Below are 12,229 nucleotides of genomic sequence, written 5' to 3'. Positions count from 1 at the left end.
GGCGGACGCGAGACGGCCAGATGATCCACGCGAATGGGATCGCCCGAGCCGATGCCTCGGGCTTACGCTGCGGCAATGCTGCTGCGTACGTCGACTCTGCTGCTCCGGACCCTGCGCGAGGACCCGGCCGACGCGGAGGTGCCGAGCCACCGGCTCCTGCTCCGCGCCGGCTACATCCGTCGCGCCGCTCCGGGCGGCTACACCTGGCTGCCGCTCGGCAAGCTGGTGCTGGACCGGGTGACCGAGATCGTCCGCGATGAGATGGTGGCGATCGGCGACCAGGAGGTGCACTTCCCGGCGCTGCTCCCGGCCGAGCCGTACCGGGCCAGCGGGCGGTGGACGGAGTACGGCGACGACATCTTCACCTTCGAGGACCGGAGGGGCGCCGAGCACCTGCTCGCCCCGACCCACGAGGAGATGGCCGCGCTGCTGGTGAAGGACCTCTTCACCTCGTACCGGGACTTCCCGGTGACGCTCTTCCAGATTCAGACGAAGTTCCGGGACGAAGCCCGGCCGCGGGCCGGCCTGCTGCGCGGGCGCGAGTTCCTGATGAAGGACGCGTACTCCTTCGACCTGGACGAGGCGGGGCTGCGGAATGCCTACGCCCGGCACCGGGCGGCGTACCAGAAGGTCTTCACGGCACTCGGGCTGGACTTCACCGTGGTGCACGCGATGTCCGGGGCGATGGGCGGGTCGGCGTCGGAGGAGTTCCTGGCCGCCACCCCGGTCGGCGAGGACACCTTCGTCGGCTGCACCGCCTGCGACTACGCCGCCAACACGGAGGCGGTGGTGACCCGCGCCCCGGCCGCTGGCGACCCCGACGCGCCCCTGGCGACCGAGGTGCACGACACCCCGGAGACGCCGACCATCGCGTCCCTGGTCGAGCTGGCGAACGAGCGCGCGCTCGCCGGCCGGACCGACTGGACGGCCGCCGACACCCTGAAGAACGTGGTGCTGACCGTACGCCGGCCGGGGGCCGAGCAGGCGGAGCTGCTGGTCATCGGCCTGCCCGGCGACCGCGAGGTGGACCTGAAGCGGGTCGAGGCGGCGCTGGCCCCGGCCACCGTGGCGGTCTTCGACGACTGGCCGGCCCACCCCGAGCTGGTCCGCGGCTACATCGGTCCGCAGATCCTCGCCAAGCACGCCGTCCGCTACCTGGTCGACCCCCGGGTGGTCACCGGCACGAGCTGGCTGACCGGCGCCAACGAGCCGGGCCGGCACGCCACCAACGTGGTCTGCGGGCGGGACTTCACCCCGGACGGCACGATCGAGGCCGCCGAGGTGCGCCCCGGTGACCCCTGCCCGGCCTGCGACGACGGTGAGCTGACCATCCGCCGGGGCATCGAGGTGGGGCACATCTTCCAGCTCGGCCGCCGGTACACCGACGCCTTCGCGGTCGACGTGCTCGGCCCGGAGGGCAAGCCGGTCCGGCCCACCATGGGCTGCTACGGCATCGGCGTGTCCCGGCTGGTCGCGTCGATCGCTGAGCAGCACCACGACGACCGGGGGCTGGTCTGGCCGGCGGCGGTCGCGCCGTGCGACGTACACCTGATCGCCGCCGGGAAGGGGCCGCAGCTCGACGCGGCGCTCGACCTCGGCGGCCGCCTGTCCGACGCCGGCCTGCGGGTGCTGGTCGACGACCGGACGAACGTCTCCGCCGGGGTGAAGTTCACCGACGCCGAGCTGATCGGCATCCCGCGCGCCGTCGTGGTCGGCCGCCGGCTCGCCGAGGGGTACGTCGAGCTGCGCGACCGGGCCTCCGGCGAGCGGGTCGAGCTGCCGGTGGCGGGTCTGGTCGAGCGACTGTCCGGCGAGGTGGTCGCGGCACGCCGCGACCGGGTGTAGCGAACGCGCCACGGGGTACCGCCCCGGGATCGACCGAAGGTGTTTCGGAGGCTCTCATGTACCGGGTCAGCGACGTGATGACGAAGCAGGTGGTCTACCTGCCGGCGGAGACCCCGCTGGACGAGGCGGCCAGGGTGATGAAGGAGTCGGACATCGGCGACGTGGTGGTCACCGACGGGGCCACCCTCGCCGGCATGCTGACCGACCGCGACATCGTGGTGCGGGCCGTGGCCGAGCGGGCCGACCCGGCGAGCACCACGATCGGCTCGATCGTCACCCGCGAGGTGGTGATGATCGAGCAGCACTGCACCGCCAACGAGGCGGCCGCGCTGATGCGCGAGCGCAACATCCGGCGGGTGCTGGTCTGCGACAACGACCGCAAGCTGGTCGGCATCATCTCCCTGGGCGACCTGGCCATGCAACTCGACCCGAACTCCGCCCTCAGCGACATCAGCGAAGCCGCCCCGAACATGTGAAAGGAGGGGCCCCTTCTTAACGCCTTCGGTAGCGAAGGGGCCCCCTTTTAACAGCCCGGGCCGAGCCTCGCGGCCCCCGCCGAGCCCGGGCGATCCGGACACAGCTGGCGGTAGCCTGGCGGTCATGCCCGAGATGCCGAGCAAGCTGGCCGAGATCGTCGACGAGTTCGCCGCCGCGCCGCGCGACGTGGTGCTGGAGATGCTGCTGGAGTTCGCCGACGTGATCCCGCCGCTGCCCGAGGGGGTGGACCGGGCCGAGCTGGAGCAGGTACCGGAGTGCCAGACGGCATTCTTCCTGCGGGCCGAGGTCAACCCGGACAAGACGGTGAGCACCATCTTCGACTGCCCGCCGGAGGCGCCCACCACCCGCGCGTTCGCCGGCATCCTCGCCCAGGGCCTGGCCGGGGCGAGCGCCGACGAGGTGCTGGCCGTGCCGGACGACCTCTACCAGCGGATGGGGCTGGCCCAGGCGATCAGCCCGTTGCGGGTACGCGGTGGCACGGCGATCCTGGCCCGGCTGAAGCGCCAGGTCCGGGAACAGATCTCCTGATCAACGGGTTGTCGCTGGTCATGGAGATCGAGATCTACGCCGACGTGGTGTGCCCCTGGTGCTGGATCGGCAAGCGCCGGCTGGAGCAGGCGCTGGAGTCGTACCACGGTGAGGTGACCGTCCGGTACCGGCCGTTCCAGCTCGACCCGACGCCGGTGACCGAGCCGAAGCCGCTCATCGAGGCGCTGGGCGCGAAGTTCGGCGGCCGGGAGCGGGCCGAGGGGATGGCCGCCCACGTCACCCAGGTCGCCGCCGGCGCGGGAATCGACATGCACTTCGAGCGCGCGGTGGCCGCCAACACCTTCGAGGCGCACCGGCTGGTCCGGTTCGCCACCGAGCGGGGGCGGGCCGCCGAACTGGTGGAGCGGCTCTACCGGGCGCACTTCCAGGACGGGATCGACGTCGGGTCGAAGGACGCCCTGGTCAAGCTCGCCACCGAGGTCGGCCTGGACGGGACCGAGGCCCGGGAGTACCTGGAGTCGAACCTCGGCCGGCGCGAGGTGGCCGCCGACCTGTCGGCCGCGCACCAGCTCGGCGTCTCCAGCGTGCCGACCTTCGTGCTCGCCGGGAAGTACGCCGTCACCGGCGCCCAGGAGCCGGAGACCCTGCTCGCCGCCCTGCGCGAGGTGGAGCAGCGCGAATCCGCCGCGTGATGTTTCACGTGGAACAAGATCGATGCGAGTGATGGCCTAGGCCGGCCTGGCCAGGTCCTCCACCACCGTTGCCCCGGGCAGCGCGCCGAGCGCGGGCCCGGGCAGCGCGATCTTGCTGTGCCGTACGCCCGACCCGATGATCACGTGCGGCGTGGCGATCACCCGCGAGTCGACCAGGATCGGCCACTCCTCCGGCAGGCCGATCGGGGTGATCCCGCCGTACTCCATCCCGGTCAGCTCGACCGCGTCGGCCATCGGCGCGAAGCTCGCCTTGCGCACGTCGAGCATCCGGCGGACCACGCCGTTCACGTCGGCCCGGGTGGTGGCGAGCACGACGCATGCCGCGTACCGGGTCTCACCGCCCCGCTTGCCGGCGACCACCACGCAGTTCGCCGACTCGTCCAGCCTCACCTCGTACGCCGCGCAGAACGCCGCCGTGTCGGCCAGGTCGGCGTCGATCGGGGCGACCAGTACGTCGTCCACGTCCACCGGCGCCTCGTCCGGCCACCGCTCGATCGCGGCGGCAACCGGCGGGGCCAGCAGGTCCAGTCGGGTACGGGCAGGCTCGGTCCTCAGCGTCCCCATCACGGGAGCGATCCTCGCACCCGCCGCCCGCCTCCGCTCGCCAACCTGCCACCGGCCCACCAGCCGGAACGGTCAGTTGTTGTTGGACAGGAAGGCGTTCTCGCGGTGGAACTCCTGGTCGTGGGCGGCGGCGAGTTGGGCCCGCCGCAGCACCTCGGGGCGGTTCGCCTCGGCGTCCTCGATGCCGTGCCGGACGCCGATCCGGATCACGCCGTAGAGGAAGACGAAGCCGAACACGTACAGGATCACCGTGGTGACGAAAACCAGCATGCGGCCACGGTAGGACGGCGAGGAATCGCAGAAGCTTTCATTTTCGGCCGGTTCCCCCGTACGTGTCGGCGAGGTGGTCGGCCCAGGTCCGGGTGCCGGTCGGGGTCGCGGTGGTGGTGAGCCCGCCGGCGCGCAGCGCCCGGCCCAGCCGGCCCGGGATCCGCACCGGCAGCAGGGGGCGGTGCGAGCGACGGGCGGAGCGCCAGGCGCGTACCGCCTCGTCGAAGCGGAGCACCTGCGGACCGCCGAACTCCTCCACCCGGCCCGACGGGCCGGCGGCCAGGATCGCGACCAGACGCGCCGCCACCTCGCCGGGATCGACCGGCTGGGCGAGCACCGCCCGGTCCCCGAGGGTCGGGCCGAACCGGCTGGCGCTGCGCAGCAACTCCTCCAGGAACTCCGGGAACTGCGTCGCCCGCAGCACGCTCCACGGCACCTCGCCGGCCGCCACGACCTGCTCGGCGGCGAGCTTGTGCCGGTAGTAGCCGAACGGCACCCGGTCCACGCCGACGATCGAGACGTACACCAGGTGCCCGACACCGGCGTGGCCGGCGGCGACGACCAGCCGGCGGGTGCCGAGCACGTCGATCTGGTGGGTCCGCCGGGTCGGCGAGGACGCCAGGTGCAGCACCGCGTCGACCCCGGCCACCGCCGCGGCCAGCCCCTCGCCGGTGGACAGGTCAGCCGCCACCCACTCCACCGTGGAGTCCGCCCGGGATCGCCGGCTGACCGCGCGTACGGCCCAGCCCTCGTCCCGCAGCCGGGGCAGCACCACCCGCCCGAGCCGTCCGCTCGCCCCGGTCACCAGCACCCGCATCGCCCGCTCCTCTCCGTAGCCTCCGATCGGACGGGACGGCGGCGCGGATCGTGACGTCGGCGCCCCGACGGCCCGACGTCCCGGCGTCCCGACGGCCCTGCGGACCGACAGTGGCCGCGAGACGCTGTCGAGCTGATGCCATCCGACCACTCGGCCACGGCCGGAAGGGTCTCTCGCCGGCACTCCGGCAGAGCGACAGTGGTCACGGGACGCTTTGGAGCTGATATCACAGACGACTCAGCCACGGCCCGGGGCTGGCCCGATCGCCGTTTTCCCGGCGAATCGTCGGGCGCTGGAGGCCGATACCGGCCCACCTGAGTCGTTGGCGATATCAGCTCCAAAGCGTCCCGAGGAACAGCGGTCGCCCGGGCAACATCGGCCACGGGTAACCGGCAGAACCAGGGCAGCAGGCGGCGGCCGCGCTGGGCGGGATCGCCCCGGCCCGCCAGTCCCGCCGGTCAGGGCCCGGATCAAACCCGGAGGCAACGCCGGGCAGCCCCGGCAACGCCCGGTCGGCGCGGCAGGACCGGCACGGCCAAGGGCGGGCATGGGCCCGGGCCGGGTCAGGCCGGGCGGACCACCACCCGGCCGGCGAGCAGCAGGCCGAGCACCGCGCAGCCGGCGGCCACGGCCAGGGTGACCGCGTAGTTCACCGGACCGGGGGCCGCCCCGGCGGCCAGCACCGCGCCGGTCAACGCCAGCACGGTGGCGACGGAGAGCGAGTCGCCCAGTTGCAGCGCGGAGCTGTTCCGGCCCTGCTCGTCGGGGGCCGAGAGGGCCAGGGTGAGCACCGACAGGGACGGGAAGAGCAGCCCCATGCCGAGGCCCGCCACCACCCAGGCGAGCACGGCGAGGACCACCGGCACACCGGGCAGCACGGCCAGCGTGACGCCCGCCGTACCGGCGGCGACGCAGGCCAGGCCGGCCCGGGGCAGGGTGGCGGCCGATCGGGGCGCATCGAGCCGGCCCTGGATCCAGGAGCCCACCGACCAGGCGAGCGCCCCGACGGTCAGCACCAGGCCGGCCGCCGTCGGCGAGAAGCCCCGCTCCCGGGAGAGCATCAGCGGAATCACCACCTCCGCCCCGGCGAACGCCGCCGAGCCCAGGCCGCGCAGGCCGATCACCGTGGGCAGCCCGCGAGCGGCGCGCAGGAAGCCGGCCGGCAGCAGGTGCGGCACGCAGACCAGCAGCCCGACCAGCGCCGCTCCAGCCAGGACGATCGCGAGCACGCCGCGCTGCTGCCCCCCGTAGTGCAGCAGTGCGGCGCTCGCCCCGGCCCCGCAGGCCCAGCCGATCCGGGCCACCGCGCCGGCCGGCGGCGGGACCTGGCTCGCCGGGCCCAGCGAGCGCAGCCCGGGCTGGATCAGCAGCGCGGCCGGCACCGCCACCACCGGCACCGCGAGGAAGACCCAGCGCCAGCCCAGGTGCTCCACGATCAGGCCGGCGACCGCCGGACCGACCAGCGAGGGCACCACCCAGGCCGCCGCGAACGCGGCGAAGATCCGGCGCCGCAACTCCTCCGGGTACGCCTGGCCGACGATCACGTACAACGCGACCGAGAGCAGGCCGGAGCCGAAACCCTGCACCACCCGACCGGCGACCAGCACTCCCATGGTCGGGGCGACGCCGGCCACGGCGAGTCCCGCGACGAACCAGGCCACGCCGTGCCACATCGGCGCGCGCGGTCCCCGGGCGTCGCACCAGATGCCGGAGAGGACCATCGCCACCACGCCCGAGGCGAACGGGCCGGCGAAGGCCAGCGCGTACAGGGGCAGCCCGTCCAGGCTGCGGGCGACCGTGGGCATCGCGGTGCCGACCGCGAGAGCCTCGAAGGCGAGCAGCGAGACCAGGGCGACGCTGCCCACGGTCATCGCCCGCAGGGACGGGACGAAGAGGTGTGCGGGTGGGGCCGCAGGCGCGGCGGTGGCGGTCGACATGGGCTCAAGCTTCGGACCTCAACCCGGATTGAGGTCAACGGTGAGCCCGGTCTCGTCAGGCCGACTCGATCGCCTCGCCGAACCCCTTCACCACCCCGGAGAGATGCTGGTCGGCCAGCAGGTGCCCGGCGGTGATCACCAGGGCCATCGGCCACTCGATCACCTTGAGCGCGGCGAGCATCCCCAGCCCCGCGTAGTAGGCGACCTTGTCCGGCGGGGGCACCGCCACCTCGCCGAGTATCGGGATCTCCACCCGCCGGCAGTAGGTCCGCATCGACTCCCGCCCTCCGCTGAGGTGCCGTGTCAACGTGCTCATCTCCGCCTCCCCCGGTTGCGACCACGACATCGAGTCCGAGCGGCATTCCACCGGCCGCCCGGTCCATGCCCCGGTCAGCGGGGAAACTTCCCCCGACCAGGGGGCATAACGGACGCCACGCTGGGAAGTCGGGCCGCCGGACGGAACGCGGGAGGCGACGATGGCGTACGGCTACGACGGGCGCACCGGGGAGCGGGGCCGACTGCTCGGCCATACGACTCGATGACCTCGCTGGGCCGGTACGCCGGTCTCCTGCTGTCGCCGGCCGCCCTGCCGGACGTCGTCGCACGGGTCGCCCGTACCGTCGCCACCGCAGTGCCGGACGCGGCCCGCAACGCGGCCTCGGCGGCCTCGGACGCCGCCCCCCGCTCGGTCGGTGAGGCGGCGGGGAGCGCGGGCGCGGCGGCGGCCCGGCTGGCCCGCCTCGCCGGGCTGACCCGCCGCCGGGTCTGGACCCGGGACGGCCGCCACCATATCGAGGTGCACGGCGTCTGCCAGGACGGCGGGGACCGGCTGGCCCGGCAGGTCGAGGAGGCGCTGGAGCGGATGCCCGGGGTGGCCTGGGCCCGGGTGAACGCGCCCACCGGCCGGGTGGTCGTCGCCGTCGAGGAGCCCAAGCCGAAGCTGCGCGACCTGATCGCCACGGTGGCACGTACCGAGCGGGTCTGCCCGCACGAACCGGACCCGGAGATCGCACCGCCGCACCCGCCCGAGGAGGGCCCGCGTACCCCCCGCACCCTGGGCGCACTGGTCTCCGACGGGCTCGGCCTGACCATCTCGGCGGCCACCCGGATCCTGCCGTTCACCCCCGTCCCCGGCGAGGTGGCCGGCTTTCTCGGCGCGGTCGACCTGCACCCGAGGCTGCACGCGCTGGCCGGCCGGGGGCTGCGCGCCGACCCCCGCGCCGACGTGCTCTTCCCGCTCGCCGAGGCGGTCGTGCAGGGCCTCACGGGTGGCTGGGCCGGCATCGTCCTGGACGGTGCGCAGCGGGTGGTGCAGTGGGGCGAGGCGCGCGCCCAGCTCGTCGCCTGGTCCCGGGCCGAGCCGAGGCTGACCGGCACGCCGGAGCGGGCCGTCGCCCGGGCGCCCGCGGACGAGCGGCCCTGCCCGGTCCCGGACGGCCCCGCCGAGCGGTACATCTCCCGGGTCCTCGCCGCCGGGGCGGTGGCCGGCGCGGCGGCGGTGCCGGTGGTCGGCCCGAAACGCGCCGCGTCGGTGGCGCTCTCCGCGCTGCCCAAGGCGCCCGGGAGCGGGCGCGAGGGGTACGCCGCCCAGCTCGGCCGGATGCTGGCCCGGCGCGGCGTCATCGCCATGGACCGCAGCGTGCTGCGCGAACTGGACCGGATCGACACGGTGCTGCTGGACAGCCGGGTGCTCGGATCGGACCGGGGGGTGCTGGCCGACCTGGCGCCGCTGCCCGGCGCGGACACCGGGCAGGTCGCCGCCCGGGCGTTCGCCCTCTTCGACCCCGCCGACCCCGACGGGGTACGCCAGGCCGACGGCTGGCGGCTCGGGCCGCTGGAGCGGATCGACGCCCGGAACCCCGGCGACACCGAGGACAGCCGGCGGTTGCGCGCGGACGGTGGCCAACTGCTCGGCCTGGCGGACGGCGACCGGCTCGCCGCGGTGCTGCGGGTGGAGCCGGAGCCCGCGCCCGGGGTGGACGCCCTGCCCACCGCCATCCGCCAGGCCGGCCTGCGGCTCGTGGTGGCCGGCGACGACGACCGGTACGGCTACGCCGACCGCCTGATGCCCGGCGGCGCCCAGCTCGCCGACTCGGTACGCACCCTGCAACGCGAGGGCGCCGTCGTCATGGTGGTCTCCGGCGATCGGGCCGCGCTCGGCGTCGCCGACTGCGGGATCGGCGTCTCCGCCCCGGACGACCTGCCGCCCTGGGGCGCCCACCTGCTGGTCGGCGACGACCTGCGGATCCCCGCGCTGCTGATCGACGCCACCGGGGTGGCCCGCCGGATGACCGAACAGAACATCCGGATCGCGATGGCCGGCAGTGGCCTGGGCGCGCTGGGCGCGTTCACCGCCGACCCGCAGCAGCTCCCCGGCCGGACCCTCGGCGCGGTGAACGGTGCCGCCGCGCTCGCCTTCGCGCACGGCGTGTGGCGGGCCCATCGGCTGCCGGACCGGACCCGTACCCCGGTGCCGGCGCTGACCGCCTGGCACCTGATGCCGGTACAGACCGTGCTCGATCAGCTCGGCACCGACCAGGACGGGCTGACCAGCGAGGAGGCGGCCCGCCGGCGACGGGCCGCGACCGGCGACCACGGCGGCCCTGCCGGGCTGCTCCGGGCGTTCGTGGCGGAGCTGTCGAACCCGCTCACCCCGGTGCTCGCCGCCGGGGCAGCGCTCTCCGCCGCGTTCGGCTCGCTGGTCGACGCCGCCCTGGTCGGCGGGGTGGTGGGCGGGTCCGCGCTGGTCGGCGCGGTGCACCAGCGCAACACCGAGCGGTCCCTGGCCGAGTTGCTGTCCCGCTCGGCGGTGACCGCGCGGGTGCTCCGCGACGGCGCCGAGCAGATCCTGCCGGCCGAGGAACTGGTGCCCGGGGACGTGGTCATGGTGGGCCCCGGCGACGCGATCCCGGCCGACTGCCGGCTGCTCAGCTCGGACGGGCTGGAGGCCGACGAGTCGTCCCTAACCGGCGAGTCGCTGCCGGTGGCCAAGAGCCCCGAGCCGGCGGTCGCGGCAGCCGTCGCCGAACGGCACTCGATGCTGTACGAGGGGACCACCGTCGCCGCCGGTCACGGCACTGCCGTGGTGGTGGCGACCGGCGAGGAGACCGAGGCCGGGCGGAGCCTCGCCCTGGCCCGGCAGGCCCCGCCGGCCAGCGGGGTCGAGACGCGACTCGGGAAGCTGACCAACGCCGCCGTCCCGCTGGCGGCCGGCTCGGCGATCGCGGTGGCGGGGGCGGGACTGCTCCGGGGCGTACCCCTGGCGGAGACGGCGGCGACCGCCGCGAACCTGGCCGTGGCCTCGGTGCCGGAGGGGTTGCCGTTCCTGGTCAGCGCCGCGCAGCTGGCGGCGGCGCGCCGGCTGGCCGAGCACGGCGCGCTGGTCCGCAACCCGCGGACGATCGAGGCGCTGGGCCGGGTCGACGTGCTCTGCTTCGACAAGACCGGCACCCTCACCGAGGGCAAGCTGCTGCTGGCCGGGGTGGGCTCCGGCGACGACCGGTACGCCCCGCCGGACCGGCTGGACGAGCCGCTGCGGCTGACCCTGGCCACGGCGCTGCGGGCCACCCCGGCGGCGGCCGACCCGGACGAGCTCCCCCAGCAGACCGACCGGGCGGTACGCCGGGGCGCGGGCACGGCCGGGGTGGTGGAGCAGACCGGCGCGGCCGACTGGGTCACGGTGAGCGGCCTGCCGTTCGAGCCGTCCCGGGGTTACCACGCCACCGTCGGGCGGGACGCCGACGGGCTGCTGCTCAGCGTCAAGGGCGCACCCGAGTCCGTGCTGCCGCGCTGCACGGCCCGGCGTACCGCCGAGGGCGACCGGCCGTTGGACGGCGCCGGCCAGGAGGCCCTGCACGCGATGCTCGCCGACCGGGCCCGGGCCGGGCACCGGATCCTCGCCGTGGCCGAGTGCCGGATCGGCGCGGAGTCGGTCACCGACGAGCAGGTCGAGGGGCTGGTCTTCGTCGGCTTCCTGGCGCTCGCCGACGGGGTACGGCGGAGCGCGGCGCCGGCGGTCCGCCGGATCCGGCAGGCCGGCGTGCACACCATCATGATCACCGGAGACCATCCGGCCACCGCCGAGGCGATCGCCGCGACGATCAGTCCCGACCACGGCGAGCAGCGGGTGGTCACCGCGACCGACCTGAACCGGCTCGACGACGAGGCGCTGGCCGCCCGGCTGATGGCCACCGACGTGGTGGCCCGCTGCACGCCGGCGCACAAGGTGCGGATCATCCAGGCACTGCAACGGCAGGGCCGCACGGTGGCGATGACCGGTGACGGCGCCAACGACGCCCCGGCCATCCGGCTGGCCGACGTGGGCATCGCGCTCGGCCAGCGGGGCACCCCGGCAGCCCGGGCCGCCGCCGACCTGGTGGTCACCGACGACCGGCTGGAGACGATCATCGCCACCCTGGTGGAGGGGCGGGCGATGTGGTCGTCGGTCCGCCACGCGCTGAGCATCCTGGTCGGCGGCAACCTCGGCGAGATCGCCTTCAGCGTGCTGACCGCCGCCAGCACCGGCCGGTCGGCGCTCAACGGCCGACAGTTGCTCCTGGTCAACCTGCTCACCGACCTCGCGCCGGCGCTGGCCATCGCGGTCCGCCCGCCCGCCTCCGACCGGGCCGACCACCTGCTGCGGGAAGGGCCGGACACCTCCCTCGGCGAGACGATGACCCGGGAGATCGCGCTCCGGGCGGGGGCCACCACGCTGGGGGCGACCGCCGGCTGGACGCTCGCCCGGTACATGGGACGGGAGCGGTGGGCCGGCACGGTCGCCCTCGCCTCGCTGGTCGGCACCCAGCTCGGCCAGACGGTGCTGGCCGGCGGCACCGGCCCGACCGTGCTGGCCTCCACCGCCGTCTCGGTGGGGGTGCTGGTGGGGGTGGTGCAGACGCCCGGGGTCAGCCAGTTCTTCGGCTGCACCCCGCTCGGTCCGGTGGGCTGGACCATCGCCACCGGCTCCGCGCTCGGCGCCACCTTCGCCAACGGCGTGCTCACCCGGCTGGTCGACCGCCTCCCGCAGCACGGCCTCCGCCGCTGAAGTGAGCCGGCGATGACCCGGCCCTACGGATCGCGGCAGGTCGTGGTGTCTC

At 74.9% G+C, this 12,229-nt stretch carries 10 protein-coding genes; 5 read left to right on the top strand and 5 right to left on the bottom strand.

Annotated elements, in window-relative coordinates; translation table 11 throughout:
- Positions 1-75: 75 nt before the first annotated feature.
- The 4 genes from ACGFI9_RS20290 to ACGFI9_RS20275 all read left to right on the top strand — a co-directional run bounded on the left by ACGFI9_RS20290 (position 76) and on the right by ACGFI9_RS20275 (position 3,524).
- Entirely contained in the window at positions 76-1,845 is a 1,770-nt protein-coding gene (locus ACGFI9_RS20290; RefSeq protein WP_393179796.1) for a proline--tRNA ligase, read from the top strand.
- A gap of 56 nt (positions 1,846-1,901) precedes the next feature.
- Positions 1,902-2,321, top strand: coding sequence for a CBS domain-containing protein (locus ACGFI9_RS20285; protein ID WP_393179794.1), 420 nt, complete (start codon positions 1,902-1,904; stop codon positions 2,319-2,321).
- A gap of 124 nt (positions 2,322-2,445) precedes the next feature.
- Complete coding sequence (locus ACGFI9_RS20280; protein ID WP_393179792.1) at positions 2,446-2,871, top strand: SufE family protein; 426 nt, start codon at positions 2,446-2,448, stop codon at positions 2,869-2,871.
- Between the two features lie 20 nt (positions 2,872-2,891).
- Positions 2,892-3,524, top strand: a complete 633-nt coding sequence (locus tag ACGFI9_RS20275; protein ID WP_393179790.1) for a DsbA family protein — start codon at positions 2,892-2,894, stop codon at positions 3,522-3,524.
- A gap of 36 nt (positions 3,525-3,560) precedes the next feature.
- Here the strand turns inward: ACGFI9_RS20275 and ACGFI9_RS20270 are convergent, their stop codons facing one another.
- From ACGFI9_RS20270 to ACGFI9_RS20250, 5 genes are all read right to left on the bottom strand, one after another.
- Positions 3,561-4,109 (bottom strand): YbaK/EbsC family protein, encoded by a 549-nt coding sequence (locus tag ACGFI9_RS20270; RefSeq protein WP_393179788.1) that lies wholly within the window; start codon positions 4,107-4,109, stop codon positions 3,561-3,563.
- Between the two features lie 72 nt (positions 4,110-4,181).
- Positions 4,182-4,379, bottom strand: a complete 198-nt coding sequence (locus ACGFI9_RS20265) for a hypothetical protein (RefSeq protein WP_393179787.1) — start codon at positions 4,377-4,379, stop codon at positions 4,182-4,184.
- Between the two features lie 37 nt (positions 4,380-4,416).
- Entirely contained in the window at positions 4,417-5,196 is a 780-nt protein-coding gene (locus tag ACGFI9_RS20260; RefSeq protein ID WP_393179785.1) for an SDR family oxidoreductase, read from the bottom strand.
- 563 nt (positions 5,197-5,759) lie between these two features.
- Positions 5,760-7,133, bottom strand: coding sequence for an MFS transporter (locus tag ACGFI9_RS20255; RefSeq protein ID WP_393179783.1), 1,374 nt, complete (start codon positions 7,131-7,133; stop codon positions 5,760-5,762).
- Between the two features lie 55 nt (positions 7,134-7,188).
- A complete protein-coding gene (locus ACGFI9_RS20250) occupies positions 7,189-7,449 on the bottom strand; it encodes a hypothetical protein (protein ID WP_393179781.1) in 261 nt (86 codons plus the stop codon).
- Positions 7,450-7,671: 222 nt separating this feature from the next.
- On the opposite strand from ACGFI9_RS20250, the gene ACGFI9_RS20245 reads away from it, so the two are divergent.
- The gene (locus ACGFI9_RS20245; RefSeq protein ID WP_393179780.1) at positions 7,672-12,177 is read left to right on the top strand and encodes an HAD-IC family P-type ATPase; all 4,506 of its coding nucleotides are present in this window, start codon (positions 7,672-7,674) and stop codon (positions 12,175-12,177) included.
- Positions 12,178-12,229 lie beyond the last annotated feature (52 nt).

It is taken from the genome of Micromonospora sp. NPDC048930, from assembly GCF_043197935.1.
Lineage (GTDB): Bacteria > Actinomycetota > Actinomycetes > Mycobacteriales > Micromonosporaceae > Micromonospora.
The sequence above is the reverse complement of the archived record's forward strand: the minus strand, read 5'-3'. Positions and strand labels throughout refer to the sequence as shown.